Source organism: Actinocorallia aurantiaca (genome assembly GCF_039533685.1).
GTDB lineage: Bacteria > Actinomycetota > Actinomycetes > Streptosporangiales > Streptosporangiaceae > Actinocorallia > Actinocorallia aurantiaca.
In genome coordinates this window covers 44,814-70,748 of sequence record NZ_BAAATZ010000017.1, presented here as the reverse complement: position 1 = coordinate 70,748, position 25,935 = coordinate 44,814, and the positions used below count along the sequence as shown (strand labels likewise).

General features: G+C 72.0%; 25 protein-coding genes. 17 read left to right on the top strand and 8 right to left on the bottom strand.

Annotated elements, in window-relative coordinates; all coding sequences use genetic code 11:
- Positions 1–67: 67 nt before the first annotated feature.
- Positions 68–2,527: a PASTA domain-containing protein gene (locus tag ABD327_RS21280; protein ID WP_344452316.1), complete on the bottom strand. Its 2,460-nt coding sequence runs from the start codon at positions 2,525–2,527 to the stop codon at positions 68–70.
- 390 nt (positions 2,528–2,917) lie between these two features.
- Between ABD327_RS21280 and ABD327_RS21275 the strand changes: the two genes are divergently transcribed.
- The 3 genes from ABD327_RS21275 to ABD327_RS21265 all read left to right on the top strand — a co-directional run bounded on the left by ABD327_RS21275 (position 2,918) and on the right by ABD327_RS21265 (position 4,952).
- Positions 2,918–3,457, top strand: coding sequence for a GNAT family N-acetyltransferase (locus ABD327_RS21275; RefSeq protein WP_344452315.1), 540 nt, complete (start codon positions 2,918–2,920; stop codon positions 3,455–3,457).
- A gap of 19 nt (positions 3,458–3,476) precedes the next feature.
- Entirely contained in the window at positions 3,477–3,911 is a 435-nt protein-coding gene (locus ABD327_RS21270) for a PPOX class F420-dependent oxidoreductase (protein WP_344452314.1), read from the top strand.
- A gap of 87 nt (positions 3,912–3,998) precedes the next feature.
- The gene (locus ABD327_RS21265; RefSeq protein ID WP_344452313.1) at positions 3,999–4,952 is read left to right on the top strand and encodes an aldo/keto reductase; all 954 of its coding nucleotides are present in this window, start codon (positions 3,999–4,001) and stop codon (positions 4,950–4,952) included.
- A gap of 30 nt (positions 4,953–4,982) precedes the next feature.
- On the opposite strand, the gene ABD327_RS21260 is transcribed toward ABD327_RS21265, so the two are convergent.
- Positions 4,983–5,609, bottom strand: a complete 627-nt coding sequence (locus ABD327_RS21260) for a TetR/AcrR family transcriptional regulator (RefSeq protein WP_344452311.1) — start codon at positions 5,607–5,609, stop codon at positions 4,983–4,985.
- Positions 5,610–5,698: 89 nt separating this feature from the next.
- On the opposite strand from ABD327_RS21260, the gene ABD327_RS21255 reads away from it, so the two are divergent.
- Genes ABD327_RS21255 through ABD327_RS21245 form a run of 3 tightly spaced genes read left to right on the top strand, consistent with a single transcriptional unit; the run spans position 5,699 to position 7,175 of the window.
- Positions 5,699–6,838 carry an alkane 1-monooxygenase gene (locus tag ABD327_RS21255; protein WP_344452310.1) on the top strand — a complete coding sequence of 380 codons (1,140 nt, stop codon included), beginning with the start codon at positions 5,699–5,701 and terminating at the stop codon, positions 6,836–6,838.
- On the top strand, positions 6,835–6,996 hold the full coding sequence (locus tag ABD327_RS21250) for a rubredoxin (RefSeq protein ID WP_344452309.1): 162 nt from the start codon (positions 6,835–6,837) through the stop codon (positions 6,994–6,996). The genes ABD327_RS21255 and ABD327_RS21250 overlap by 4 nt, the downstream gene beginning before the upstream one ends.
- Positions 6,996–7,175 carry a rubredoxin gene (locus ABD327_RS21245; RefSeq protein ID WP_344452308.1) on the top strand — a complete coding sequence of 60 codons (180 nt, stop codon included), beginning with the start codon at positions 6,996–6,998 and terminating at the stop codon, positions 7,173–7,175. The genes ABD327_RS21250 and ABD327_RS21245 overlap by 1 nt, the downstream gene beginning before the upstream one ends.
- 35 nt (positions 7,176–7,210) lie before the next feature.
- On the opposite strand, the gene ABD327_RS21240 is transcribed toward ABD327_RS21245, so the two are convergent.
- Positions 7,211–8,107 carry a hypothetical protein gene (locus ABD327_RS21240; protein ID WP_344452307.1) on the bottom strand — a complete coding sequence of 299 codons (897 nt, stop codon included), beginning with the start codon at positions 8,105–8,107 and terminating at the stop codon, positions 7,211–7,213.
- A gap of 148 nt (positions 8,108–8,255) precedes the next feature.
- On the opposite strand from ABD327_RS21240, the gene ABD327_RS21235 reads away from it, so the two are divergent.
- The 3 genes from ABD327_RS21235 (at position 8,256) to ABD327_RS21225 (ending at position 11,465) form a co-directional block, all read left to right on the top strand.
- A complete protein-coding gene (locus tag ABD327_RS21235) occupies positions 8,256–9,341 on the top strand; it encodes an RNA ligase (RefSeq protein WP_344452306.1) in 1,086 nt (361 codons plus the stop codon).
- A gap of 1 nt (position 9,342) precedes the next feature.
- Positions 9,343–10,245: a phosphatase domain-containing protein gene (locus ABD327_RS21230; RefSeq protein ID WP_344452305.1), complete on the top strand. Its 903-nt coding sequence runs from the start codon at positions 9,343–9,345 to the stop codon at positions 10,243–10,245.
- 71 nt (positions 10,246–10,316) lie between these two features.
- Complete coding sequence (locus tag ABD327_RS21225) at positions 10,317–11,465, top strand: phosphatidylinositol-specific phospholipase C1-like protein (protein WP_344452304.1); 1,149 nt, start codon at positions 10,317–10,319, stop codon at positions 11,463–11,465.
- Between the two features lie 5 nt (positions 11,466–11,470).
- On the opposite strand, the gene ABD327_RS21220 is transcribed toward ABD327_RS21225, so the two are convergent.
- Positions 11,471–12,544: a calcium:cation antiporter gene (locus ABD327_RS21220; protein WP_344452303.1), complete on the bottom strand. Its 1,074-nt coding sequence runs from the start codon at positions 12,542–12,544 to the stop codon at positions 11,471–11,473.
- 180 nt (positions 12,545–12,724) lie between these two features.
- Between ABD327_RS21220 and ABD327_RS21215 the strand changes: the two genes are divergently transcribed.
- From ABD327_RS21215 to ABD327_RS21205, 3 genes are read left to right on the top strand one after another with little or no spacing between them, the layout of a single operon-like run.
- On the top strand, positions 12,725–13,525 hold the full coding sequence (locus tag ABD327_RS21215) for a maleylpyruvate isomerase family mycothiol-dependent enzyme (protein ID WP_344452302.1): 801 nt from the start codon (positions 12,725–12,727) through the stop codon (positions 13,523–13,525).
- Positions 13,522–14,694: an acyl-CoA dehydrogenase family protein gene (locus tag ABD327_RS21210; protein ID WP_344452301.1), complete on the top strand. Its 1,173-nt coding sequence runs from the start codon at positions 13,522–13,524 to the stop codon at positions 14,692–14,694. The genes ABD327_RS21215 and ABD327_RS21210 overlap by 4 nt, the downstream gene beginning before the upstream one ends.
- Positions 14,691–15,728, top strand: a complete 1,038-nt coding sequence (locus tag ABD327_RS21205) for an acyl-CoA dehydrogenase family protein (protein WP_344452300.1) — start codon at positions 14,691–14,693, stop codon at positions 15,726–15,728. The genes ABD327_RS21210 and ABD327_RS21205 overlap by 4 nt, the downstream gene beginning before the upstream one ends.
- 52 nt (positions 15,729–15,780) lie before the next feature.
- On the opposite strand, the gene ABD327_RS21200 is transcribed toward ABD327_RS21205, so the two are convergent.
- A complete protein-coding gene (locus ABD327_RS21200) occupies positions 15,781–16,749 on the bottom strand; it encodes an isopenicillin N synthase family dioxygenase (protein WP_344452299.1) in 969 nt (322 codons plus the stop codon).
- Between the two features lie 88 nt (positions 16,750–16,837).
- Complete coding sequence (locus ABD327_RS21195) at positions 16,838–18,370, bottom strand: long-chain-fatty-acid--CoA ligase (protein WP_344452298.1); 1,533 nt, start codon at positions 18,368–18,370, stop codon at positions 16,838–16,840.
- A gap of 155 nt (positions 18,371–18,525) precedes the next feature.
- On the opposite strand from ABD327_RS21195, the gene ABD327_RS21190 reads away from it, so the two are divergent.
- The 4 genes from ABD327_RS21190 (at position 18,526) to ABD327_RS21175 (ending at position 22,207) form a co-directional block, all read left to right on the top strand.
- Positions 18,526–19,170, top strand: coding sequence for a TetR/AcrR family transcriptional regulator C-terminal domain-containing protein (locus ABD327_RS21190; protein WP_344452297.1), 645 nt, complete (start codon positions 18,526–18,528; stop codon positions 19,168–19,170).
- 67 nt (positions 19,171–19,237) lie between these two features.
- Positions 19,238–19,924 (top strand): MerR family transcriptional regulator, encoded by a 687-nt coding sequence (locus tag ABD327_RS21185; RefSeq protein WP_344452296.1) that lies wholly within the window; start codon positions 19,238–19,240, stop codon positions 19,922–19,924.
- Positions 19,925–19,981: 57 nt separating this feature from the next.
- Positions 19,982–20,842, top strand: a complete 861-nt coding sequence (locus tag ABD327_RS21180; RefSeq protein ID WP_344452295.1) for an SDR family oxidoreductase — start codon at positions 19,982–19,984, stop codon at positions 20,840–20,842.
- Positions 20,843–20,929: 87 nt separating this feature from the next.
- Positions 20,930–22,207, top strand: coding sequence for a lysine N(6)-hydroxylase/L-ornithine N(5)-oxygenase family protein (locus tag ABD327_RS21175; protein ID WP_344452294.1), 1,278 nt, complete (start codon positions 20,930–20,932; stop codon positions 22,205–22,207).
- 27 nt (positions 22,208–22,234) lie between these two features.
- Here the strand turns inward: ABD327_RS21175 and ABD327_RS21170 are convergent, their stop codons facing one another.
- Both ABD327_RS21170 and ABD327_RS21165 read right to left on the bottom strand, forming a co-directional pair.
- Entirely contained in the window at positions 22,235–22,810 is a 576-nt protein-coding gene (locus ABD327_RS21170) for a TetR/AcrR family transcriptional regulator (protein ID WP_344452293.1), read from the bottom strand.
- A complete protein-coding gene (locus tag ABD327_RS21165) occupies positions 22,807–24,195 on the bottom strand; it encodes an MFS transporter (protein ID WP_344452292.1) in 1,389 nt (462 codons plus the stop codon). Before ABD327_RS21165 ends, ABD327_RS21170 begins: the two co-directional genes overlap by 4 nt.
- A 91-nt stretch (positions 24,196–24,286) precedes the next feature.
- Between ABD327_RS21165 and ABD327_RS21160 the strand changes: the two genes are divergently transcribed.
- Positions 24,287–25,933: a SulP family inorganic anion transporter gene (locus tag ABD327_RS21160; RefSeq protein WP_344452290.1), complete on the top strand. Its 1,647-nt coding sequence runs from the start codon at positions 24,287–24,289 to the stop codon at positions 25,931–25,933.
- The last annotated feature ends 2 nt before the right edge of the window (positions 25,934–25,935 follow it).

The following is a 25,935-nucleotide window of genomic DNA, read 5'->3' as shown; positions in this document are numbered from 1 at the left end:
GTCGCGCGGCCTCCGCCGCGGGGCCGGGTGAGCGCGTACCGCCGCTCTCCGGCCCCGCGGGCCCTCGTCATCCCGCGGGATCGGTGGCCGGCGGGGGGCTCGAGGGCTCCGGCTTGGGCTCCGGTTTGGGCTCGGGCTTGGGTTCCGGCTTGGGGTCGGGCTTCTCCGTCGGGGGCGCGACCAGCGTGAAGGTGACCGCGGTGCCCTTGGCGACGGCGGTGCCCGAGGCGGGGGACTGGCCCCTGACGGTGCAGCCCGTGCACTCCTCGCCGTCCGCGCGGCCGACCAGGCCCCTGTCCCGCAGGGCGGAGCGGGCCTGGGCCGCGCTCATCCCCGACAGGTCCGGGACGGCCACGGGGGTGTGCTTGGCGACGTCGACGGTCACGCGGGAACCGGGGGCGACCCTCGCCCCGGCGGCGGGGTCGGTGCCCAGCACGCTCCCCTCGGCCAGGTCGCTCTCCACCGGATGCCGGACCGGCTCCAGGCCGGCGCCGCTCAACTGCCGCGCGGCCTCCTCCCAGTTCAGCCCGCGCACCGACGGCACCTGGACGCGGGGCGCTCTGGCCACGTAGACGGTCACCCTGCTGCCGGGGTCGACGGGCTGCCCGGCGGCGGGGGAGGAGGCGGCGACCCGGCCCTCCGGCACGTCCGCGCTCTCCCGCACCGCGCGGATCACCCCCAGGTCGGCCCGGCGCAGCACGGCGGCGGCCTCGGCGCCGGTCAGCCCGGTGAGGTCGGGCACCAGCACCTGGTCGGGTTCCAGGGAGACGACGAGGGCCACCGTGGAGCCGGCGGTGACGGTCGAGCCCGAGCCCGGAGCGCTGGAGAGCACCAGCCCCGGCGGATGCTCCCTGGTCTTCTGCGGCGTCTGGGTGACCTTGAGCTTCAGCCCCCGCAGGACGGCGACCGCCTCCTCGACCGGCTTGCCGGTCAGGTTCGGCAGCTTGATCCGGGCCGGGGGCGGGGCCTTGGCGATGGTGAGCAGCACCCGGCCGCCCTGGTCGATCAGGCGCCCGGCCGGAGGATCGGTGACGACCACGGTGCCCTGCTCCACCTCGCCGGTCTCCTCGACCGTCCAGGCGTAGGCGAGGTTGAGCGCCTTCAGCGCGCTGACGGCGTCCTCGTAGGCGAGTCCGCGCAGCGGCGGGACGCTCACCTGCTCGCCCGGCGGGACCTCCGCGACGGTGAGCGTCACCGTGGAACCGCGCGGCACCCGTGTTCCCGCCTTCGGGTCGGCCGCGGTGACGGTGCCGGGCGGCCGCTTGGACCCCGCGCCTTTGACCTCGGCCACCAGCCCGGCCTGCCGGACGCGCTGCAGCGCGGTGATCTGGCCCAGGCCGACGATGTCGGGGACCGCGGTGGTGCGCCCGGCGGCGGGGGTGGGGCCGGGGGCCACCGGCGGGGGCTTGGCCTCGTCGGTGCTGGTGTAGGTGGGCACGGGCCGGGACTGCCGCCCGGCGGACTCGTCCGACCGGTTCAGCGCGACGAGCGCCCCGCCCACCATGATCCCGCTCACCAGGACGACCCCTGCGGTCCTGCCGAGGACGGCGCGGGAGGGCTTGGGGGGCTGGAGGCTCCGGCGGTTCTTGAGCCTGGTCACCACATGGGAGATCTGGCCGCGGCCTCCGATCTCCGGGATCGTGTCGCTCTGCTCGGGGGTGCTCAGGACGGTGGAGACCGCGGCGGCCAGGAAGAACAGGGCGCGGCGCTCCCACTCCTTGCCGTAGGCGGCCTCGGCGACCAGCTGGAGCTCCTCGACGAAGGCCACCGCGCTCTGCGGGCGCTCCACCGGGTCCTTCGCCAGCCCGCGCCGGATCAGCCAGCGCACCGGCCCGGGCGCGTCCTTGTCGGGGATCGGCCCCTGCAGGTGCTGCAGGGCCAGGGCCTCGACGGAGGGGGCGCGGAAGGGGCGGCGGCCGGTCACGCACTCGAAGAAGACCGCGGTGGCGGAGTAGATGTCCCCCGCCGGGGTGGCCGCGCCGTTCTCCCACTGCTCCGGCGGCATGTAGGAGGGGGTCCCCGCGGCTGCGCGGGGCGTGCTGCCGGAGCGCACCGCGATGCCGAAGTCGACCAGCGTGGAGACGCCCGACTTGGCGACCAGGACGTTCTCGGGCTTGTAGTCGCGGTGGACGACGCCGGCGGCGTGCGCGTCGGCCAGCCCGAGCAGGGAGCCCTTGAGCACGGCCAGCGCGGCCTCCGGGATGGTCGCCCCGTTGCGATCGAGCACCTGCCGCAGGGACACCCCGTCGACGAGGTCCATGACGATGGCGGCCCCGTCGAGGGTCTCGACGTACTCGCGCAGCCGGACCACGTGCCGGGAGTCCAGGTCCGACAGCAGCCTGGCCTCGGCGCGGAACTCCGACCGGAACCGCTCGTCGGTCACCAGGGGCTCCGACAGGTACTTCACGGCGACCTGGTCCCCGTGCTCTTTGTGCTCGGCGAGTATCACCCGTCCGAATGCACCCGAGCCCAGTTCCCCGAGTTCGGTGTAACCCGGGATCTGCCAGCCCCGTGTGGTCGTCGACATGCCCACCCTCCTTCTGCGACCTCTCAAAATAAGAGTCGGGGACCGGTGTTGTGATGAGCCTCGCGAAAGAAATACGGGATTCGTCTCTCTTCTTTCTTCGGAGACCCCGCAAAGCAACTACGTATCATGGCGAAACGCGTGAATCGTAATTCGTGCGATTTTATCCATGCCGTCTGACATGCAGGAACATGGACCCGGCGGACTCCGTGGCGACCGATCGTCGGCCCTCTCGGCTGCGTTTCAGAAGCTGATCATGGTTTTTCGTGATTCGTCCGGATCGAGGGGTTTCATTTTTTGTATTTCCACGAGAGGGGCGGGGGAATATGCGTCCGGCGCGAGAAATCCCGGCCTCGGGAAGCCCGCGCGGACGGAGATGGCACAATCGTCCGGATGGAGAGGATCGAGCACACCGAGATCACCGCGGGCCTGTGGCATCTGCGTCCGCCGCGGGAGACCGAGGCCGCGGACCTGCTGGAACTGGCCGCGGACCCCGGCGTGCGGCTGTACACCCCCAAGCTGAACGGGGTGGCCACCGAGGAGCAGGCCCGCGAGGAGCTGCGCCGGTGGGCCGCCTGGGAGGACCGGATCACCTTCTCGATCCTGGACTCCACCACCGAGCGGTACGTCGGCCACGTGATGGTCTTCGGCCTCGACGAGGTGAACGCCGCCGCCGAGATCGGCTACCGCGTCGCACCCTGGGCGCGGGGCAGGGGCGCGGCCGGCACCGCGGTCCGCTGCGTCACCGGCTGGGCGTTCTCCGTCCTCGGCCTGGCCCGGCTGACCCTGCTGCACTCGGTCGGCAACGACGCCTCCTGCCGGGTCGCCGAGAAGAACGGCTACCTGCTGGAGGGCGTGCAGCGCTCGCAGTTCCGGGGCGGGGACGGGCTGCTGCACGACACCCACCTGCACGCTCGACTGGCCACCGACTGAACCGGCTTATGATGCGGTAATGGATCAATCACCGCTGATGAGGCTCGCGGGCGAGAAGTACGTGCTGGTGACCACCTACCGCAAGGACGGGCGGGCGGTCGCCACCCCCGTCTGGGTCGTCAGGGACGGTGACGCGCTGGGGGTCTGGACCGCGGCGGACTCCGGCAAGGTGAAGCGGGTCCGCAACCGCGCCGACGTCCTCGTCGCCCCCTGCGACATGCGGGGCAATCCCACGGGAGAGGCACTGCCCGGGACGGCCGAGCTGTGCAGCGCGGAGGACACCGGGGCCTACCGGACGCTGATCCGCAGCAAGTACGGGCTGATGGGGACCCTCACCCTGTTCGGCAGCCGGCTGAGGCGCGGAGACCAGGGCACCGTGGGCATCCGGATCCGGCTCGACGAGTCCGCCGGACGGCTCGAGGAGGCGCCGGGAGGGGCCGAGGGCCCCGCCTGAGCCGAAAACCCGAAAAACCCGGCGAAGCTCAGGAGAAGATCCGGTAACGACGGGAATGGCGGGCTCCCGGCACGGGTTCGGGCGATTATGACCTTGAAGCGCATCGGTAACTCCGACCTGCTCGTACACCCGCTCAACCTCGGCGGGAACGTCTTCGGCTGGACGACGGACGAGGAGACGTCCTTCGCCGTCCTGGACGCCTACGCGGCGGCGGGCGGCAACTTCATCGACACCGCCGACTCCTACTCGGCCTGGGTGCCGGGCCACTCCGGCGGCGAGTCCGAGCAGATCATCGGCCGCTGGACGGCGTCGCGCGGCAACCGGGACGAGATCGTGGTGGCCACCAAGGTCGGCTCCCACCCGGAGTTCAAGGGACTGGCCCCCGAGACGATCAAGGCGGGGGCCGAGGCGTCCCTGCGGCGGCTGGGCACCGACCGGATCGACCTCTACTACACGCACGTCGACGACGAGAGCGTCCCGGTGGAGGACATCATCACCGCCCTGGACGGGCTGGTCCGGGAGGGGAAGGTCCGCCACATCGCGGTCTCGAACATCTCGCCCGAGCGGCTGAGGGCGTCGCTGGAGTTCTCCGACCGGGAGGGCCTGGCCAAGTACGTGGCGATCCAGCCGCACTACAACCTGGTCTCCCGGGAGACCTACGAGGGGGAGAAGGCGGAGCTGGCCGCCGCGCACGGCCTGTCCTGCATCCCCTACTTCGCGCTGGCCATGGGCTTCCTCACCGGCAAGTACCGGCCGGGCGGCCCGGACGTCGGCAGCGTCCGCGCCCAGGGCGCCGTCCAGTACCTGAAGACGGCGCGGGGCGTGAAGGTCCTGGAGGTCCTCGACGGGGTCGCCGCCGCCCACGGCGTCGAGGTCGCGACCGTGGCCCTGGCCTGGCTGGCCGCCCAGCCGACGGTCGCCGCGCCCCTGGCGAGCGCCCGCGTCCCCGAGCAGCTGCCGCCGCTCACGGCCTTCGCGGACCTGGAGCTGACCCGCGAGGAGCTCACGGCCCTCACCGAGGCCTCCTCGGTCGCCGGTTAGCCGCGCCGCGTACGCGAGGCCCGGAGACCCTCAGGTCTCCGGGCCTCCGTCTTTTCGTGCGCCGTCTTCCTCGGGGAGGAGGGCGATGCGGGCGAGGACGAGGGAGACGCGGTCGGCAGTGACGTCGGGCGGTGCGCTGGGCTGGACGATGTGGCTGACGGTGAGGCGCACGACCGTCTCGACCGCCAGGTCGCAGGCGTCCGGGGCGATGAAGGGCCAGGCCCGCGCGGCGTAGTCGCCCAGCATGGTGCCGGCGGTCTCCAGCAGGGGCTCCGAGCGGGTCGTCAGGTGGGCCAGGAGGTCGTCCTCACCGCCGCGTGAACTGGTGAGGATGCTCTTGAGGAGGGGGTTGTCCGCGGCCGAGGCGAGGGTGAAGCGCACCGCGGCGCGGACGGCCTCGCGGGGGTCCTCGCGGTGGGCGTCCAGCTGCTCGCCGATGCCCGCCAGGAAGCGTTCGACCTCGCGCATGACCAGGGCCTGGCCGATGGCGTCCTTGGAGCCGTACTCGGTGTAGACGGTCTGCCGGCTGACGCCCGCGGTGGCGGCGATGTGCGCCATGCGCAGCCGGTCCCAGCCGTCCGCCGTCACCCGCTCGTAGGCGGCGTCGAGCAGCCGTTCCTTGAGGAGGGAGCGCACGGACTCCCGGTATCCGGTCATCAGGGTGATCCTAGCCGCTATTGACACTTACCTTGTTCGATGTCTAGTTTCTGGACAGTATTAACAAAAGTGTCTAGTGGAGGTCGCTCATGGAGAGCAGCGAGACCCCTTGGGCGGACGGGAAGAAGTTCCTGTGGCCGCTCGGGCTCACGGTCCCGGCGTTCCCGTTCATCGCCTGGGGGCTGGTGGAGCTCACCGGCCTGGGAGTCTTCTGGTGGTCGGGCCTGATCCTGCTGTTCGGGATCTTCCCTCTGCTGGACCAACTGGTGGGCAAGGACGCCGCCAACCCGCCCGAGAGCGTGCTGGGGTGGCTGGAGTCCCAGCGCTTCTACCGCTGGTGCACCTACCTGTTCCTGCCCCTGCAGTACGCGGGGCTGGTGATGGCCTGCGCGGTGTGGACATACGGCGACCTGTCGGCGGTGGACGGGCTCGGTCTCGCGCTCACCGTCGGAGCCGTCGGCGGGATCGGCATCAACACCGCGCACGAACTCGGCCACAAGAAGGAGTCGGCGGAGCGCTGGCTGTCCAAGGTGGCGCTCGCGCAGACCGCGTACGGGCACTTCTACATCGAGCACAACCGGGGCCACCACGTGCGGGTCGCCACCCCTGAAGACCCGGCGAGCTCCCGTCTCGGAGAGTCGTTCTGGCGCTTCCTTCCGCGCAGCGTGTGGGGAAGCCTGAAGTCCGGCTGGAGCCTGGAGAAGGCGCGGCTCGCACGCACCGGAAAGGGCCCGTGGACGCCGCGCAACGACGTGCTCAACGCCTGGGCGATGACAGTCGTCCTGTTCGGCACGCTCATCGCGGTGTTCGGGCCGGGAGTCGCGGTGCTCCTGGCCGTCCAGGCGGTCTTCGGATTCTCGCTGCTGGAGGTGGTGAACTACCTGGAGCACTACGGACTGCTGAGGCAGAGGACCGCGAGCGGCCGGTACGAGCGCTGCACGCCCCAGCACAGCTGGAACAGCAACAACATCGCCTCGAACGTCCTGCTCTACCACCTGCAGCGGCACAGCGACCACCACGCCAACCCGACCCGGCGCTACCAGGCGCTCCGCCACTTCGACGAGGCCCCCGAGCTGCCGTCGGGCTACGCCACGATGATCGTCCTGGCCTACGTCCCGCCGCTGTGGCGCCGCGTCATGGACAAGAGGGTGCTCGCGCACTACGGAGGCGACCTCTCCCGGGCCAACGTCCAGCCCGGTGAACACGATCGTTATGGAGTGGCCGCGTGAGCCGTTTCCGGTGCGCTGTCTGCGAATACGTCTTCGACGAGGCGAAGGGCGAGCCCCGGGAGGGATTCCCGGCGGGGACGTCCTGGGCCGCCGTGCCCGATGATTGGTGCTGCCCGGACTGCGGTGTTCGGGAGAAGATCGACTTCGAGGAGTTGTAATGGAGTACAAGACCTGGGAATGCCTGGTCTGCGGCCTCATCTACGACGAGGAGCAGGGCTGGCCGGACGAGGGCATCGCCCCGGGTACCCGCTGGGAGGACATCCCCGAGGACTGGTGCTGCCCCGACTGCGGCGCCTCCAAGGAGGACTTCGACATGGTCGAGGTGACGAAGGCCTGAACCCTCCTGAGCCGGCCCGCTCCCCGGGGGCCTGATCAGGCGCTCCCGGACCGGTGCTTCCCGATGCTCTCCGGGTCCTCTGGCCGCCGCCGGATGCGCGCGCCGCGCCGGAACGCCAGCGCGGCGGCCAGGGCGCAGGCGGCCAGCAGGACTCCCAGCCAGATGCTCTGGCCGAGCGCGAGAGCGGGCGGCACCTCCGTGCCGACGAGCGTGGTCCGGGTGTCGGGAGGCGGCTCGGACGCCATCGCCGTGAACACGTACCCCGCCGGACTGGAGCCGTCCGTCGGGTCCGCGGAGGGCACGGAGGGAAGGCCGAGGGTGTCGGAGGGGCCGGGGGCGGCCGTGACCTCGGTCTGGACGGGCGCCTCGGTCTGGGCGGGCGCGGCGGCGGGCGGATTCGCGGCGGAGGGCGGCGGAGCCGGCGTCGCCGAAGGGCTCGCCGGCGGGGGCTGGGGGGAGGCGCTCGGGGAGGGCGTCTGGGACTCGGTCTTGCGGGCCGCCGGGGCGAACGTGACCTTCGTGTACTCCCCGACGGGCCGCGCGTTGTCGGCCCGGGTGAAGGCGCCGATGGTGAGGGTCAGCGGGGCGCTCCCCGCCGGGACCTCGATGGTGAAGGGCACCGCCGTCCCGCCGGAGTCCACGTCACCGAGCTTGCAGTAGCCCTGCGCGGTGCGCGTGCAGACCGCGGAGATCCGCACCCCGGTCCGGGGCTCGGCGGAGAAGGACAGCGTGGCGTTCTCGGAGGCCGCCCCTGTGGACGCGATCCACGTCTGGGCCTTGACCTCGGCGCCCCGCCGGGGCTTGCCGGTGGTGACGGTGGTGTGCACCACCAGTTCGCCGGAGGGCGGGTCGTCGTCGGGAGCGGCCTGCGCCGCGGAGGCCGTGCTCATCAGGACGACGCCGAGGACGAACGTCGCGGCACCCGTGCGCATGGGGGTCGCCTTCCGTGCCGGGGAGGTGGCGTGATCTTACTCGATCCGCGTTCGGCGGGCAGGTCCGATCACCCGATTAATCGAGTGGGGAGAAGGCGGCCTTTGCGGCACTATGGCGGGGTTGGATCTTGCGAGAGAGGAATCACCGGTGCGCCCCCACATCAGCGACCTGTTCGACACCGCCCTGCTGGCGGAAGCGGTCGCCGGGGGATACGTCAAGGAGCAGACCCACCCGGAACTGCCGCTGCGGATCCTCAACTACACCGAGAAGACCCAGTACGAGCGCGCCTGGACCGAGGTGACCAGGCTCTGCCGCGGCCTGGTGGTGGACGAGGCGGACCGGATCGTCGCCCGTCCCTACCCCAAGTTCTTCAACTACGGCGAGTACCCCGAGGGCGCCTTCGACCTCGACGCCCCCGCCGTCGTCGCGGACAAGGCCGACGGGAGCCTCGGCGTGCTGTACCCGACGCCGGACGGGTACGCGGTCGCCACCCGCGGCTCCTTCACCAGCGACCAGGCCTTGCACGCCACCGAGGTGTGGCGGGAGCGGTACGCCGACCGGGTGAAGGTCCCCGAGGGCGTCACCTGCCTGTTCGAGATCATCTACCCGGCCAACCGGATCGTCTGCGACTACGGCGGCCTCGACGACCTGGTGCTGCTCGGCGGCGTGGACATCGCCACCGGCCGGGCCGCCGAGGTGGACGGCTGGCCGGGCCCGGCCGTGGAGCGGTTCGCCCACCGGACGCTGCGGGAGGCGCTGGCGGCGCCGCCGCGGCCCGGCGCCGAGGGGCTGATCGTCCGGCTGCCCGCCCGGGACGGCCGGGGCGACCTGATGGTCAAGCTCAAGCAGGACGACTACCTCGAGCTGCACCGCCTCATCACCGGCCTGAACGCCCGGGTCGTGTGGGAGCGCCTCGGCGCGGGCGAGGACGTCTCCGCCATCTGCGAGGGGCTGCCCGACGAGTTCCACGGCTGGGTGCGCGGCATGGCCCGCGGCCTGGCGGACCGGCGCCGGGAACTGCTCGCGCGGATCGAGGCCGAGCACGCGGCGATCGTCGCGGCGCTGCCCGACGGGTGGAGCCGCAAGGACTACGCGGCGGCGGCCTCGCGCTCGCCCCTGCGCGGCTGGCTGTTCCAGGTCCTGGACGGCCGGGACCCGTCGGCGCGGATCTGGCAGACGCTCAAGCCCTCCGGTGACGACCGGCCCTTCACCTCCTCAGAGGAAGCCTCCTGACATGCCCACCCTGCACATCACCCGCGGCCTGCCCGCTTCGGGGAAGACGACCTGGGCCCGTGCCTGGGCCGCCGAGGACCGGGAAAGCCGCGTCCGGGTCAACCGTGACGAGCTGCGCCGGATGCTGGACGACGGCACGTTCATCAAGGGCGTGACGGAGCAGAGGGTCCTCGCAGTCCGGGACGAGGCCGTCGTCCGTCTGCTCGGGAGCGGCTACGACGTCGTCTGCGACGACACGAACCTGCCGCAGTGGAACGCCCGCGCCCTGGCACGGCTGGCCCGGAAGGCCGGGGCGGGACTCGAAGTGCACGACTTCACGCACGTCCCGCTGGAGACGTGCGTGGAGCGTGACGCCGCACGGGCGGAGCCCGTCGGCGAAGAGCGCATCCGGGACCTGCACCTGCGGTTCCTGGCGGGCCGGAAACTGCCTCTGCCCCTGCCGGAGGAGGAGCCTTCGACCGAGCTGGTGCCCTACGAGGCGAGGCCGGGCACGCCGAAGGCGGTACTGGTCGACATCGACGGCACCACCGCGCTGATCTCGGGGCGCAGCCCTTACGACCACACCCGGGTGCATCAGGACCTGCCGAACGCGCCCGTCATCGCCGTCATTCAGGCTATGCACGCGGCGGGACACAGGGTGGTGTTCCTGTCCGGTCGCTCGGACAAGTGCCGGAAGGAGACCGAGACGTGGCTGGAAAAGCACGTGGGCGTCCCGTTCGACGCGCTGTACATGCGAGTGCATGGGGACAACCGGCGCGATTCCATCGTGAAGGTGGAGCTCTTCGACGCCCATGTGCGCGACACCTATGACGTGACGTGTGTATTGGACGACCGTAATCAGGTGGTGGAAGCCTGGCGTGCTCTGGGCCTGACCGTCCTCCAGGTGGCCGAAGGCGATTTCTGAACCCGACCGTAAATACGCCGGGTTCAAAAGGCTCTTGACGGTGTATATGGGATGCGATTCATTTCCGGAGCATGATCGGTTGCTCGCTGCGCATCGCAGTCCTCGGCCTTCCGGTGCTCGCGCTCCTCACCGCGCTCGCCGTCGTGCTGTCGTCCTGGCCCGTCCCACGCTCCGAAGCCGCGGTTCCCCAGCTGCGGCTCAACCAGATCCAGGTCGTCGGAAGCCACAACAGCTACCATCTCGAGCCGCCGCAGTCCGAGTACGGCCCCATCTCCACGGTCGCCGGGAGCGTCGCGCAGGGGCTGCAGTACAGCCACGCGCCGCTGGACCAGCAGCTCGCCGGGCAGCACGTGCGGCAGATCGAGCTCGACCTCTACGCCGACCCCAAGGGCGGCGCTTACGCCAAGCCCGCGATCCGGGTGCTGACCGGGCAGAAGGCCGAGTACGACCCCCGGATGAAGGAGCCCGGGACGAAGGTGCTGCACATCGCGGGCATCGACTACCGCAGCAACTGCCTGTCGCTCGTGGAGTGCCTGCGGTCGGTGAAGCAGTGGTCCGACGGCGGCCCGTCCCACGTCCCGGTCGCGATCCTGCTGGAGTTCAAGGACACCCTGGACATCCCCGTGAACGGGCTTCCGCCGATCCAGCTGGTGACATGGACGAGGGAGCGGATGCTCGCCGCGGAGGAGGAGATCCTCTCGGTGTTCCCGAGGGAGCGGATCCTGGCGCCCGACGACGTCCGCGTGCCCGGCAAGACCCTGGAGGAGTCCGTCCTGCAGGACGGCTGGCCGCTGCTCGACGACGTGCGGGGCAAGGTGATGTTCCTGCAGGACAACAACGCCGTCCAGCGCACCCGGTACCTGGAGGGCAACCCCGCGCTCGAGGGAAGGCTCGTCTTCACCGCCTCCACGCCCGGCCAGGCCGATGCGGCGTTCGTCCAGCGCAACGACGCGACCTCCCCGTCCATCCGCGACCTCGTCAGCAAGGGGTACATGGTGCGCACCCGGGCCGACTCCGACACCGCCGAGGCGCGCTCCGGCTCCACGGCCCTGCGGGACCAGGCCCTCGCCGGCGGTGCGCAGTGGGTGAGCACCGACTACCCGGTTCCCGGCCTGGCGGCCAGGTTCGGCGGCGGCTACTACGCCGCGCTGCCCGGCTTCGCCGACGCCCGGTGCAACCCCGTCAACGCCGCGGGCGTCTGCGCGGACCTGGCCGGCTGAACGGTTCAGGGCCGGAGGGTGAGGAAGAGGAAGGCCGCGAAGATGGCCAGGTGAATGCCGGCCTGCAGGAGCGTGGCGTGCCCCGGCACCACGGTGAGGGTCGAGACGCCCAGGGCGAGGAGCAGCAGCACCAGCTGCGTGGAGCCCAGCCCGAGGATGAGCGGGCCCTCGATCCAGATCATGGCGATCGCGATCGTCGGGATGGTCAGCCCGATGGAGGCGGTCGCCGAGCCGAGCGCCAGGTTCAGGCTGGTCTGGAGCCGTTCGCGGCGCGCGGCCCGGATCGCCGCCAGCATCTCGGGCAGCAGGACGAGCAGCGCGATGACCACTCCGACCACGGCGTGGGGCAGGCCGGCCTTGCGCACCGCGGTCTCGATCACCGGGGACTCGACCTTGGCGAGGCCGACCACCGCGACCAGCGCCAGCAGCAGCAGCCCGAGGCTGATCAGCGCCGTCCTCCTGCTCGGCGGGTCGGCGTGGTCCTCCTCGGTCAGGATCTCGCCCTCCGTGGTGACCGGGAGGAAGTAGTCGCGGTGCCGGATGGTCTGGGTCAGCACGAACAGCGCGTACAGCACGAGGGAGGCCACCGCCGCGAACGTCAGCTGGACGGGGGTGAAGCGGGGCCCCGGCTGGCTGGTGGTGAAGGACGGCAGCACCATCGTCAGGGTGACCAGGGAGGCCACGGTGGCGAGCATGCCTCCGGCGCCCTCGGCGTTGAAGACGGCGGTCCGGCCGCCGAGAGTGCCGACCAGCAGGGACAGGCCCACCATGCCGGTGGTACAGATCATGACCGCGGCGAAGACCGTGTCCCGTGCCAGGCTCGCCGCGCCCTCCCCGCCGGAGATCATCACGCTGACGATCAGGGAGACCTCGATGACCGTCACCGCGACCGCCAGCGTCAGGGCCCCGAACGGTTCGCCGATCCGGTGCGCGACCGTCTCCGCGTGGTGGACGGCCGCCATCACCGCTCCGGCGAGCAGCACCGCCAGGACGAAGATGACGACTCCGGACAGGGTGCGGCCCCAGGCCGGGACCAGCGCGCAGACGGCGAGGATCGGCATGACGGTGGTCCAGCGCAAGCGGCCCCCTTCGAAACTCGCGCGCGTCGCACGCGGGCGGATCGGGGGGTGTTCAGGGCCTTACCCACCGTGATCTCCGGATGAAACGCCCGGGGTGTTGTGCGGGGAAACCTCTGATCCGTCAGAGGACGGTGAACCGGCCCATTGCGTAAGTGAGTTCTGACATGGCAGGTTCGGGACATGCAACCTGGGTTCGAGGAAAACGTCCGGGCGTACGAGCAGACCGCCCGGGCCGTCATCGGTCTGGGAGAGGGATTCACGGACGCCGAGTGGGAACTGCCCACGCCCTGCCCGGGCTGGACGGTCAAGGACATCGTCTCCCACCTCGTCAGCGCCGAGGAGCTCTTCCTGGGCGACCCCCTGCCCGCCCACGACCTGCCCGACCTGCCGCACGTCCAGAACGAGCTGGGGCGGATGGTGGAGATCGGGGTGGACGTGCGCCGGCCACTGCCGGGCGCGGAGGTGCTGGAGCAGCTGAGGGTGGTCCTGGACCGGCGGCTGGCGACGCTGCGGGAGGTGGATCCCGCGGACGAGGCACCACAGCCCGACGGTCAGAAGGGCGACTATTCCCGGCTGATGATGTTCCGCGCCTTCGACTGCTGGATACACGAGCAGGACATCCGCCGCGCGACGGGGCGGCCCGGCGGGCTGGACGCGCTCGCGGGCGCCGCGACCTGGATGGTGCTGCATCCGGCCCTGCCCTTCGTGGTGGCCAAGCGCGCGGGAGCGGCGCCCGGGCAGTCGGTGGCCTTCGAGATCACCGGAGCCCGCGAGTACTCCGCGGAGGTCGTGGTGAACGAGAACGGACGGGGGCTCCTGGGCGACGCGCCCGAGGAGCCCACGGTGCGAGTGAGACTCGATTGGGAGGACTACGTGAGGTTGGCCGCGGGCCGGTGCGGGCCCCGAGAGGTGAAGGCGGTCGTCGACGGCGACCGGGAACTGGCGCGGAGGGTTCTGGAGAGCATGGCGGTGACCCCGTGACACCGGAAGAGGTGCGCGACCTCGTCGCGAAGTTCCGCGAGACGCACGACCACACCTCGATGGACCGGCTGGAGTACCTGCGGGCCCGGTTCGACGCGGGTCTGGCCTGGGTGCACTTCCCCGAGGGGCACGGCGGGCTCGGCCTGCCCCGCGAACTGCAGCGGGACGTGGAGAAGGCGTTCGCAGGCACTCCCGACAACCGGCCGGGCGGCAACGCCATCGGCCTGGGCATGGCCGCTCCGACCATCCTGGCGGTGGGGACCCCCGAGCAGAAGGAGCGCTGGCTGCGCCCTCTGTGGACGGGCGAGGAGATCTGGTGCCAGCTGTTCAGCGAGCCCGGCGCCGGCTCCGACCTGGCGGGCCTGGCCACCCGCGCGGTCCGCGACGGCGACGGCTGGGTCGTCAACGGGCAGAAGGTCTGGACGTCCCTGGCGCACCGGGCGCGCTGGGCCCTGCTCGTCGCCCGGACCGACCCGTCCGTCCCCAAGCACCGGGGCCTGACCTACTTCGTGTGCGACATGACCGCGCCCGGCGTCGAGGTGCGCCCGCTCCGGCAGGCCACCGGCGAGGCGGAGTTCAACGAGGTCTTCCTCACCGACGTGCGGATCCCCGACGCCGACCGGCTCGGCGAGGTCGGCGACGGCTGGAAGGTCGCCAACACGACCCTGATGAGCGAACGGGTCGCCATCGGCGGCCAGGCCATGCCGCGCGAGGCCGGCGTCCTCAAGATCATCGCCGAGGCCTGGCGGGAGGAGCCCGAGCTGCGCGACCCCGCCCTGCACGACCGGCTGCTCAAACTGTGGACCGAGGCCGAGGTCGCCCGCCTCACCGGGCAGCGGCTGCGCCAGCAGCTCGCCCAGGGCGCGCCCGGTCCCGAGGGGAGCGCGATGAAGCTGGCCTTCGCCGAGCTCAACCAGAGGCTCACCGGTTTCGAACTGGAGCTCCTGGGCCCCGACGGCCTGCTCTACGACGACTGGACGATGCGCCGTCCCGAGACCGTGGACTTCGCCGGGCGCTCTCCCGGCTACCGCTACCTGCGCGCCAAGGGCAACTCGATCGAGGGCGGCACCTCGGAGATCCTGCGCAACATCATCGCCGAGCGGGTGCTCGGCCTGCCCGGAGAGCACCGGGTCGACAAGGACACCCCGTGGAAGGACCTGCCCCGGTGAGCGATCTGCTGTACGGCGAAGTCGAAGAGGAACTGCGGGCCGGGGTCCGCGAGGTGCTGAAGGACCGGGCGGACTGGCAGCACGTCCTGGCCTGGAGCGAGCGCGGGGAGTCCCACGACGCCGGTCTGTGGACGGTCCTGGGCAAGGAGCTGGGCGTGACGGGCCTGCCCGTCCCCGAGGAACTGGGCGGCGCGGGCGCGGGCTGGCGCGAGACCGCCGTCGTCGCCGAGGAGCTGGGACGCGCCGTCGCGCCCGTCCCGTTCCTGGGCAGCGCGGTGCTGGGAGTGGCGGCCCTGCTGGCCTCCGACGACCGCGACCTGCTCGCCGCCGTCGCGGGCGGCGAGACCGTCGCCACTCTGGCGGTGCCTTATGGGGCTCCGGAACGGCCCGTACGGGACGGGAAGGTCCGCGGCGTGGCCGACGCCCTGGCCGCCGACGTCCTGCTCCTGCCGCAGGAGGACGGCCTCCACGCCTACGACGCCTCGGACGTCGTCCGCACCCCCGTCACGACCCTGGACCAGACCCGCCCGCTGGCGGACCTGGACTTCGGCGGTGCCCGGGGCCGCAGGATCGGCGGCCCCGAGGCGGTCGGGCGGGCGCTGACGGTCGGCGGGGCGATCCTCGCCTCCGAGCAGCTCGGCGTCGCCGAGCAGTGCCTGGAGAGCACCCTCGCCTACGTCAAGACGCGCTACCAGTTCGCCCGGCCCATCGGCTCCTACCAGGCGGTCAAGCACCGGCTCGCCGACCTGTGGGTCGCCGTCGCCCAGGCCAGGGCCGCCGCGCGCTACGCCGCCGACTGCGTCGCGAACGACGACCCCGACGCTCCGATCGCGGTGGCGGTCGCCCAGTCGCACTGCTCGGAGGTCGTCGTCCGGGCCGCCGAGGACTGCGTCCAGTTCCACGGCGGCATCGGCTTCACCTGGGAGCACCCGGCGCACCTCTACCTGAAGCGCGCCAAGAGCCTCTCCCTGGCGTTCGGCGGCGCGCACCGCCACCGCGCAGCCCTCGGCGAGCTGGTGGGCCTGACGCTCTGACAGGAGGACGCGCGGACGCAGGCGCAGGCGCCTGCGTCCGCGCGTCTCCGGCTCAGCCGACGGTGATGGCGGCGAGCTTCTCGCCGAGGTAGTCGGCGGCGACGACGGGCGGATGGGAGACGCGGCCCAGCGGGGCGGGGAGGGACTCGACGACCGCGCAGGGGTCGGTCTCGTAGAAGTAGATGAGGGAGACGAGCTCCTCGTCGGGGGCCGAGGCGTCGGGCGGCAGGACGCGGTGGCGGTTGGACTTCCAGCGCTCGCCCGTCCAGCGGGCCAGCAGGTCGCCGGTGTTGACGGTGAAGGAGCCGGGCACGAAGGGGGCGTCGACCCAGCCGTCCTCCTCGCCCCACACCTGCAGGCCGCCGGTGCCCGGTTCGCGGTCCAGGATCGTGACGGTGCCGAAGTCGGTGTGGGGACCGATGCGGAACTGGCCCGGCTCGGGGACGCCGGTCACCGAGATCGGCGGGTACCAGTTGAGGTTCAGCGTGTAGGAGGGGTGGCCGGTCCTGCTCGTGAAGAAGTCCGGCGGCAGCTCCAGCGCGGCGGCGCACAGTCGCAGCAGCTCGTCGGCGAGGGCGCGCATCCGGCCGAGGTAGTCCTCCAGCAGCGCCTTCAGCTCGGGCGTCTCGGACGGGTAGACGTTCGGGAGGAACCACACCTCGTCGGTCTCCGGGACGCCGGTGGGCTCGTCGGCGCCCACGGCGAAGGTCTCCTTGAGGTCCGGGGGCGTCTCGGTGCCCTCGGCGTACCCGTTGGCCTCCACTCCGGGCGGCAGCCAGCCCCGGCCGCCGACGGTCACCGCGTAGGGGCGCTTGACCTCGGCGGGCAGGGCGAAGAAGCGCTTGGCCTCGTCCCGGACGGCGTCCCGCAGCCCGTCCGGGACGCCGTGTCCGGTGATGAGGAGGAATCCGGTCTCGCGGAGCGCCCCGTCCACCTCGCGGGCGACCTTCGCGCGGTCGTCCGCCGTGCCGTGGAACCAGGGGGTGAGATCGATGACCGGTACCCGGGAAGACATGCTCATCCGTCCTGGATAACGCCCTTCGTTCCGTTGGGGAAGAGCGGAAACCGGGTGGCAACCGCGGTTTTGCCCGCCGGAAACATCGGGGACCTCAGGAGAAGCGGCGGCGCAGCTCGCGTTTGAGCACCTTGTGGCTGGGGCCCAGGGGCAGCGCGGAGACGAACTCGATCCGGCGCGGGTACTTGTGCCGGCCGAGCCTCTCCCGCGCGAAGGCGATGATCTCGTCCGCGTCGGGCATGGCGCCGGACGCCGGGACGACGACCGCGCAGACCTCCTCGCCGGTCACCGGGTCGGGCAGCCCGATGACGGCGACCTCGGAGATCTCCGGGTGGCCCAGCAGCGCGTCCTCCACCTCGGTGGGGTACACGTTGAACCCGCTGCGGATGATCATGTCCTTGAGCCGGTCGACGATGGTCACGAAGCCCTCGGCGTCCTTGGTGCCCAGGTCGCCGGTGCGGAACCAGCCGTCCACCAGCGCCGCGGACGTCGCCTCGGGGTTTCCCAGGTACCCGGTGAAGACGTTGTGGCCCCGGATGACGATCTCGCCGAGCGAACCCGGCGTCAGCAGTTCGATCGAGTCCAGCCGGTCGGGGGCGGCGATCTCCACCTCCACGCCCCAGATGGCGTGCCCGACGGTGCCCGCCCTGGCCCCGTAGGCGGGCTGGTTGACCGAGGAGGTGGGGGAGGTCTCCGACAGCCCGTACCCCTCGTACACCGGGGTGCCGAACGCGGTCTCGAACGCCTCCAGGACGGTGGCGGGCAGGGCGGCGCCTCCGGAGACGCACAGTTCCAGCTCCGGCAGCCTGTCGGTGTTCTTGGCGGCCTCCACGAGCCCGAAGTACATCGTGGGCACCCCGTGGAAGATCGTCACGTTCTCGGCGATCATCAGCTCGAGCGCCTCGGCGGGGTCGAAGCGGGGCATGAGGACCAGCGTCCCCAGGGCCCGCCACGTGGAGTTGAGGCTGACCGTCTGGCCGAAGATGTGGAACAGCGGGAGCGCGCCCAGGGCGACCTGCCCGGGATGCACCGGGTGGGTGTCGAAGGCGTTGATCGTGGCGTTCATGACCAGGTTGAGGTGGCTGAGCACCGCGCCCTTGGGCCGGCCGGTGGTGCCGCTGGTGTAGAAGACCACGGCGGGGTCCTCCGGGACGCGCCGGACGAAGGACCGCAGCGGCTCGACGGACCGGGCGAGGTCGGCCAGGCAGCCGTCGACCCCGGGGACCGGGGCGTCGCCCAGCGAGCAGACCCGCACTCCGGCGGAGTCCGCGGCCTGCTTGGCGACCTCGGCGAACAGCGGGTGGCACAGCAGCACCGACGCCTCGCTGTCGCGCAGCACGTGCTCCATCTCGGGCGCGGTGAGCAGCAGGTGGACGGGCACCACGACGGCCCCGGCGGTGAGGACGGCGTAGTAGGCCTGCGGGAACTCCGCGGTGTTGGGGCACAGCAGCGCGACCCGGTCGCCGGGCCGCACGCCCAGCCTGACCAGGGCGGCGGCCTGGGCTCTGGCCCGCTCCCAGACCTCGGCGTAGGTGAGGCGCAGGTCGCCCTGGACCAGCGCGGTCTGCCGGGGGCGGCGGCGGGCGGACTCGGCCAGGACGCTGGCCAGGGAGAGCGTCGCGCTCATCTCGGCGGGCTCCTTTCCGTCGGCGGGGGGTGGGGTCCACAGAAAACTAGCGGTGCAAGTCGCAACTGCGGCCGATGGTAGATCAAATAAACTAGCGCTGCAAGGTTTCTGGTCCTGCCAGAATGAGTCCTCCGTCATCGCAGGAGGGAGAGGTCTTGGCCCGGCCACGTCAGCCGCTGCTCAGTCGCGAACGCATCATCGAGGTGGCTCTGGGCCTGCTGGACACCGAGGGGCTGGAGGCCGTCTCCACCCGGCGGCTCGCCGCCGAGCTCGGCGTCAGCGGCCCCTCGCTCTACAACCACGTGGCGACCAAGGACGAACTGCTCGACGCGGTCGCCGACACCGTGCTGTCCGAGGTCGACCTGTCGATGCTGGCGGGGCTGGGCCCCGGGAGCGACCCCGGCTGGCGCGACGCCCTGTACGGCTGGGCGCACGCCTACCGCGAGGCGCTGGCGGCCCACCCCAACGTCGTCCCCGTCCTGGCCCGGGGCCCCGGCCGCAGGCGCCCCCACATGCTGCGCATGGCGGACGCCGTCTTCGGCGGCCTGGTGGACGCGGGCTGGCCGCGCCGCGAGGCCACCCGGGTCGGCGCGCTCATGCGCTTCTTCATCATCGGCTCGGCCCTGGCGTCCTTCGCCGGCGGCTTCCCCGACGACGCCGCCGTCTACGCCGACGAGTACCCGCACCTGGACCAGGCCCACCTGCTGGCCGACCGCCAGAAGGAGATCGACGAGTCCGCCTTCGAGACCGGCCTCCAGGCCCTCCTGGACGGCCTGGAGGGCCGCTTCGCGAAGCTCTGAGGATCGGGGAGGCCATGGGGGTTTCGGCCGGACGCGGCGCGACGGCGCGGTCGGCTAGGGTCGCCGCGTGGACGAGTACCGCATCGAGGAGCTGGCACGGGAGGCCGGGGTTCCGGTTCGCACCCTTCGGTACTACCAGGAGCGGCGGCTGCTGCCGCCGCCGCGCAGGCAGGGCAGGGTGGGCTGGTACTCCGCGGCGCATCTGGAGCGGCTGAGGCTGATCACGCGGCTGCTGGAGCGCGGGTACCGGCTGGACGGCATCGAGGAGCTGCTGGCCGCCGCCGACCAGGGCCGCGAGGTGACGGAGCTGCTCGGCCTGGCCGCCGCGGCGGGAGAGCCGTGGGCGGAGGGGCGGCCCTCCTCGGTGACGGCGGAGGAGCTGGACGGCCTGCTCGGCGGGCAGCTCACCCCGGAACTGCTGGCGGAGGCGGTCGAGCTGGGGTACGTCCGGGTCGAAGGCGACCGCTATGTGATCTCCAGCACCCGGCTGCTGGAGACGACGGTGGAACTGGTGCGCGCGGGCATCCCGCTGCGGGCCGTGCTGGCGGTGAGCTGGGAGCTGGAGGCGTCCTTCGACCGCATGGCCTTCGCCTTCTTCCAGCTCGCGCGCACCCACCTGGTGGACTCCGAGGACCTGACCGAGACCGTCGGCCGGTTGCGGCCGGTGGTGCGCGCGGTCGCGGACGAGCATTTCGGCCGGGCCATGGACCGCCGGATCCATGCGGAATTGGACAGGTGGTCTAGCCCGGATTAGACAAATCGTCTACGCTCCCGACTGTCCCAGTTGGAACTGGAAGTATCAGGAGCGGTGATGACGGTAGCGGTGGTGACCGGGGCGGCCCGGGGTCTGGGCGCGCTCATGGCCGGGAAGCTGGCGGAGCGCGGGATCAAGGTGGCGCTGCTGGGCCTGGAGCCGGAGGAGCTGGCCCTCGTCGCGGAGAAGTGCGGTGACGGCGCGGCCTGGTGGACGGTCGACGTCACCGACGACACCGCGCTGGCCGCGGTGGCCGCCGAGGTCAAGGAGCGCTACGGGCGGATCGACATCGTGGTGGCCAACGCCGGCATCGCCACCGGAGGTCCGGTGGAGTTCTCCGACCCCGCCACCTTCAACCGGGTGATCCAGGTCAACCTCATGGGCAGTGCCAGCACCGCCCGCGCGTTCCTGCCCGCGCTGCGCGAGTCCAAGGGGTACTTCTTCCAGATCGCCTCGCTGGCCGCGCTGTGCTCGGCCCCGATGATGGCCGCCTACTGCGCCAGCAAGGCCGGCGTGGAGGCGTTCGCGCACTCGCTGCGCGCCGAGGTCGCCATCCACGGCGTCGGCGTCGGCGTGGGCTACCTGAGCTGGACCGACACCGACATGGTGCGCGGGGCGGACCAGGACGCCGCGCTGCGCGACATGCGCAACGGGCTGCCGTCCCCGGCGAGCAAGACCTACCCGCTGGAGCCGACCGTGGACCGCCTCGTCGCGGGCCTGCTGCGCCGCCGTCCGCACGTCTACGGCCAGTGGTGGCTGCCGGCGATGAAGGTCGCCCGCCCGGTCATCCCCGCCGTCATCACCCGGCAGTCGATCAAGCTGCTGGAGGGCTTCGAGGAGCGGTGGAAGGCGGCCGGCGCGAACACCCGGCTCGTGGGCGCGGGGGGCGCGGCGAATGTGACGAAGCACGAAGAATGATCGCGCCTACTGGACGGGGAATGTAGGTAAGGCTTACCTTCGTAAGGCTTACCTAAGTTGTCCTGGCCGGTTCATGAAAGGGCGCCCATGTCCACTACCGCAACAGAGCACGTCCACGATCTGGTGGGGATCGGCTTCGGCCCCTCCAACCTTGCCCTGGCCATCGCGTTGCGCGAGCAGGGGGCGGCGCTCGACGCGGTCTTCCTCGAACGGCAGCGCGAGTTCGGCTGGCACCGCGGGATGCTCATCGAGGGCACCACGATGCAGGTCTCCTTCCTCAAGGACCTGGCGACGATGCGCAACCCGTCCTCGGAGTACTCGTTCCTGAACTACCTGAAGGAGCGGGGCAGGCTGGTCGACTTCATCAACCACAAGACGATGTTCCCGTCGCGGCTGGAGTTCCACGACTACCTGGAGTGGGCCGCCCACCGCTTCACCGGCCAGGTGGAGTACGGCTCCGAGGTGGTCGCCGTCCGCCCCGTGCGCGAGGACGGGGCGGTCGTCGCGTGCGAGGTGGTGGTACGGCAGGGCGAGGCCGTGACCACCCGCCGGGCCCGCAACCTCGTCATCGCCACCGGGCTCGAGCCGGTCGTGCCCGAGGGCGTCGAGACCGGCGGACGGGTCTGGCACAGCCACGAGCTGCTGCGGCGGCTGCCCGAGCTGGACTCCCCGCGCCGGCTGCTGGTGCTCGGCGCGGGCCAGAGCGGCGCCGAGGTCGTCGACCACCTGCACCAGCGCTACCCCGGCGCCGAGGTGTGCGCCGTGTTCGCCAAGTACGGCTACACCCCGGCCGACGACAGCTCCTTCGCCAACCGCATCTTCGACCCCCAGGCCGTCGACGAATTCCACCACGCGCCCGAGGACGTGAAGCGCATGCTGCTGGACTACCACGGCTCCACCAACTACTCGGTGGTCGACATGGAGCTCATCGACGAGCTGTACCGGCGCGTCTACCAGGAGAAGGTCCAGGGGATCGAGCGGCTGCGCATCCTCAACGCCTCCCGGCTGACCGAACTGACCTCGCACGCGGAGGGAGTGCGCGCGGTGGTCGAGCACCTGCCCACCGGGGAGCGCACCGTCCTGGAGGCCGACGCCCTGGTGTGCGCCACCGGGTACCGCAGCCGCGACCCGCTGGCGATGCTCGGCGAGCTGTCCGAGCACTGCGTGCGCCTGCCCGGCGGCGGGCCCGACGTCGGCCGCGACTACCGCATCGCCACCGGGCCCGAGGTGCGCTGCGGCATCTACCTGCAGGGCGCCACGGAGGGGACGCACGGGCTCAGCTCGACCCTGCTGTCCAACACCGCGGTGCGGGCGGGAGAGATCGTGCAGTCCCTCACCCGGGCGGCGGACCTGGTGAGCGCCTGAGCCTTGGGGGGCGGAGGACGGCGCGGGTCAGCCGCCCCCGGCGCCGTCGGCTCCACCGGTGCCGACAGCGCCGTTGACGAGAGCCTGGATCCCGGGCGCGTAGAGGGCGACGACCCGCTCCACGTCGCCGGTGGCGGCCTCGCCGTCGCGGTGGATGCTGAGGACGGTGCTCAGCCCCAGGAACTGCGCGACGACGAGCTCCGCGCGCAGCCGGGCGTCGGGCCCCTCCAGCAGCGCGGCGAGCCGGGCGGTGGCCTGCTCGCGGAAGCGCTCGGTCAGCAGGACGCGCTCGTCCCCGGCCGCGATGCCGAAGATGACGCGCAGGAGCGGGGGCGGCGCCCCGGCCCTGCGGGTGAGCACCGCGGTCTCCACCAGGTGGCGGCCGAGCCGCTCCCGGGGGACCGACAGCAGCAGGTCGACGTCCGGGCCGAAGTCGGCCACCGCTTCGAAGAGCCGCTCCTTGCCGCCGAAGTGCTTGACGATGAGCGCCGCGCTCACCCCCGCCTCCGCGGCGATGCCGCGCAGCGTGACCGCCGCGTAGGGGCGCAGGGAGAAGGCGCGGCGCGCGGCGCCGAGGATCGCCGTCCGTCCGGAGTCGCTCATGCGGCCATGGAGACGGGCTCGGGCACCCGGCGCGGGGCGGCCAGCGCGGTGGCGAAGGCGACGGCCGCCACGCCCGAGGCGATGAGGAAGACCAGCAGGTAGGCGTGGAGGGTGGGCCGCCCGTCCAGGCTGTAGTGCGCGAGGACGGTGGTGGCGGCGGTGGCGGAGGCGGCCTGGCCGATCATGCGCATCAGCATGTTCTGCCCGTTGGCCGCGGCGGTCTCGGCGACCGGTACCGCCTGCATGATGAGCATCGGCAGGGCCGCGTAGGCCAGGCCCGACCCGACGGCGACGACGGTGGCTCCCACAATGATGGTCCAGAGTTCATGGCTGGTGAAGAACCGGACGACATAGCCTACTGCGATCACCGCCGAGGCGAGGGCCACCGCGGTCTTCGGCCCGTACCGGTTGCTGAGGCGGGCGGAGACGGGCGAGAACAGCGCAAGGCACAGCCCGCCGGGCAGCAGGCACAGCCCGGCGGCCACGATCGGCAGCTCCAGCCCGTACCCGGTGCTCGCCGGCTCCTGGACGAGCTGGGCGGTGGCGAGCGTGTTGGCGTAGAAGGCGAAGCCGATGAACAGCGCGGCCAGGTGCGCGACGAGCGCCGCGGGCCGGGTCGCGGTCCGCAGGTCGACGAGCGGGTCGGGCACGCGCAGCTCGAGGCGGATCCACCAGGCCAGGGTGACCAGGGCGAAGGCGGTCAGGCCGAGGGTGAGCGGCGCGGTGGGACCCCAGGACGGTCCCTTGCCGATGACCAGCAGCAGGCAGACGAGGAAGGCGGCGAGCCCCGCCGCTCCCGGCACGTCGAACCTGCCGGGCGAGCGGACCGGGGACTCGGGGACGATCCAGCGGATGACCGCGAGCACCACGAGGCCGACCACCGCGCACGCCCAGAACATGGCCCGCCAGCTGGAGTACTGCACGACCACCGCGGCGACCGGCAGGCCGACGGCCGCCCCGATCCCGATCGTCGAGCTCATGAGCGCCACCGCGGAGGCGACGCGCTCGGGAGGGAGCTCGTCGCGCAGGATGCTGATGGCCAGCGGCGTCACCGCCAGCCCCATCCCCTGCAGGGCCCGGCCGGCGATCAGCGCGGGGAGGTGGTCGCCGGCCGTGCAGACCACGGAGCCCGCGATGAGGAGGACCAGGGACAGCAGCAGGAGCCTGCGCTTGCCGTACATGTCCCCGGCGCGGCTGAACAGGGGGGTGCAGATCGCGCCGGCCAGCAGCGTGGCGGTCACCGCCCAGCTGACGTCCGCGAGGGACGTGCCGGTGATGCCGGGCAGCAGCGGCAGCAGCGGCAGGATGATCGTCTGCATCAGGGCGACGACGACGCCGCAGGAGGCGAGGACCGCGGTGACGAGGGAGGGTGTACGGCTGTTCACCCCTCTAGGGTAAACACTTGTTCACCTCCGGGGGAAGCGGTGGTCTCCCGGAGTGGGACATCCCTCGTCCAGGGGCTGGGATCATCGACGGATGTCGCGATGGTGGCGGGATTACCGAAAAGAGTGGATACGCGGTGACCTGATGGGCGGTGTCACCGTGACCGCCTACCTGGTGCCGCAGGTCATGGCGTACGCGGCGGTGGCGGGACTGCCCCCGGCCGCCGGGCTGTGGGCCATGCTGCCCGCCCTCGTCGCCTACTCGCTGCTCGGCTCCTCCGAACGGTTGTCGGTCGGGCCGGAGGCGACCACCGCGCTGATGACCGCCGTGGTCGTCGGGCCCCTCTCCGGCGGCGACCCGGCCCGGCACGCCGGGCTCGCCGCGGCGCTGGCGCTGCTGGTCGGCCTGTTCGCCCTCCTCGCCCGGCTGCTGCGCCTGGGGGCCGTCGCCGACCTGCTGTCCCACCCGATCCTGGTGGGCTACCTCGCCGGGGTGGCGGTGCTGATGGTCGTCGGCCAGCTGGAACGCACCACCGGGGTGCCGGTCGAGGGCTCCGGGGTGATCGCCGAGTTCGGCTCCTTCCTCCGGGGACTCGGCCAGTGGCGGCCCGGAACCCTGCTTCTGGCCGCGGCCTGCCTGCTGTTCCTGGCCGCCCTGCGGTGGCTGCGGCCGAACTGGCCCGGCCCGCTGCTGGTGGTGCTGCTGGCCACCGCGGCCGTCGCCGTCTTCGGACTCGACCGGTACGGCCTCGAGGTGGTGGGGGAGATCCCCGAGGGGCTGCCCCTGCCCGCGCTGCCGGAGCTCTCCGACCTGGGGACGCTGGTCCCCGCCGCGCTGGGCATCCTCGTGGTCGGCTTCACGGACATGACGCTCACCGCCCGGGCGTTCGAGCGCCCCGGCGGACCCCGCGCCGACGGCGACGCCGAACTGCTCGCGCTGGGCGCCGCCAACCTGGGCGCCGGCCTGCTCCAGGGCTTCCCGGTGAGCAGCAGCGGCAGCCGCACCGCCCTGGCCGTCGCGGCGGGCGCGCGCACCCAGCTGTTCTCCCTGGTGACCCTCGGCTGCGTCCTCGCCGTCCTGCTCTTCCTCGATCCGCTGCTGGCGCTCTTCCCCGGCGCCGCGCTGGGCGCGCTGGTGATCTACGCGGCCCTGCGCCTGGTGGACGTGGAGGGGTTCCGCAAGCTCCTGGCGTTCCGCCGTACGGAGTTCCTGCTGGCGCTGTCGGCCTCGTTCGGAGTCCTGCTGCTGGACGTCCTGTACGGCATCCTCATGGCGGTCGTGCTGTCGGTGCTGAACATGATGGTCCGGGTGGCCCGCCCGCACGCCGCCGTCCTGGGCCACGTGCCGGGGCTGGCCGGAATGCACGACATCGACGACTACCCCGACGCCGAGACCATCCCCGGGCTGCTCGTCTACCGCTACGACTCGCCGCTGTTCTTCGCCAACGCCGAGGACTTCCGGCGCCGCTGCCTGGCCGCCGCCGACGCGCACGGGGAGGGCCTCCGCTGGTTCGTGCTCAACGCCGAGGCCGTCGTCGAGGCCGACAGCACGGCCCTGGCCGCGCTGGAGGAGGTGCACGCGGAGCTGACGCGCAGGGGCGTCACGTTCGCGCTCTCGCACGTCAAGCAGGAACTGCGGGGCGACCTGCACAGGTTCGGGCTGCTGGACGTCCTGCGCGAGGACCTGCTCTTCCCGACCCTGCCCACGGCGGTCCAGGCCTTCCGGGAGCGGACGGCCTGAGC

What these genes read in the sequence shown, in the direction of transcription:
- ABD327_RS21280 (WP_344452316.1), bottom strand. Translation starts at nt 2,527, where the DNA reads ATGTCGACGACCACACGGGGCTGGCAGATCCCGGGTTACACCGAACTC.
- ABD327_RS21275 (WP_344452315.1), top strand. Translation starts at nt 2,918, where the DNA reads ATGGAGAGGATCGAGCACACCGAGATCACCGCGGGCCTGTGGCATCTG.
- ABD327_RS21270 (WP_344452314.1), top strand. Translation starts at nt 3,477, where the DNA reads ATGGATCAATCACCGCTGATGAGGCTCGCGGGCGAGAAGTACGTGCTG.
- ABD327_RS21265 (WP_344452313.1), top strand. Translation starts at nt 3,999, where the DNA reads ATGACCTTGAAGCGCATCGGTAACTCCGACCTGCTCGTACACCCGCTC.
- ABD327_RS21260 (WP_344452311.1), bottom strand. Translation starts at nt 5,609, where the DNA reads ATGACCGGATACCGGGAGTCCGTGCGCTCCCTCCTCAAGGAACGGCTG.
- ABD327_RS21255 (WP_344452310.1), top strand. Translation starts at nt 5,699, where the DNA reads ATGGAGAGCAGCGAGACCCCTTGGGCGGACGGGAAGAAGTTCCTGTGG.
- ABD327_RS21245 (WP_344452308.1), top strand. Translation starts at nt 6,996, where the DNA reads ATGGAGTACAAGACCTGGGAATGCCTGGTCTGCGGCCTCATCTACGAC.
- ABD327_RS21240 (WP_344452307.1), bottom strand. Translation starts at nt 8,107, where the DNA reads ATGCGCACGGGTGCCGCGACGTTCGTCCTCGGCGTCGTCCTGATGAGC.
- ABD327_RS21230 (WP_344452305.1), top strand. Translation starts at nt 9,343, where the DNA reads ATGCCCACCCTGCACATCACCCGCGGCCTGCCCGCTTCGGGGAAGACG.
- ABD327_RS21225 (WP_344452304.1), top strand. Translation starts at nt 10,317, where the DNA reads ATGATCGGTTGCTCGCTGCGCATCGCAGTCCTCGGCCTTCCGGTGCTC.
- ABD327_RS21215 (WP_344452302.1), top strand. Translation starts at nt 12,725, where the DNA reads ATGCAACCTGGGTTCGAGGAAAACGTCCGGGCGTACGAGCAGACCGCC.
- ABD327_RS21200 (WP_344452299.1), bottom strand. Translation starts at nt 16,749, where the DNA reads ATGAGCATGTCTTCCCGGGTACCGGTCATCGATCTCACCCCCTGGTTC.
- ABD327_RS21195 (WP_344452298.1), bottom strand. Translation starts at nt 18,370, where the DNA reads ATGAGCGCGACGCTCTCCCTGGCCAGCGTCCTGGCCGAGTCCGCCCGC.
- ABD327_RS21180 (WP_344452295.1), top strand. Translation starts at nt 19,982, where the DNA reads ATGACGGTAGCGGTGGTGACCGGGGCGGCCCGGGGTCTGGGCGCGCTC.
- ABD327_RS21175 (WP_344452294.1), top strand. Translation starts at nt 20,930, where the DNA reads ATGTCCACTACCGCAACAGAGCACGTCCACGATCTGGTGGGGATCGGC.
- ABD327_RS21170 (WP_344452293.1), bottom strand. Translation starts at nt 22,810, where the DNA reads ATGAGCGACTCCGGACGGACGGCGATCCTCGGCGCCGCGCGCCGCGCC.
- ABD327_RS21160 (WP_344452290.1), top strand. Translation starts at nt 24,287, where the DNA reads ATGTCGCGATGGTGGCGGGATTACCGAAAAGAGTGGATACGCGGTGAC.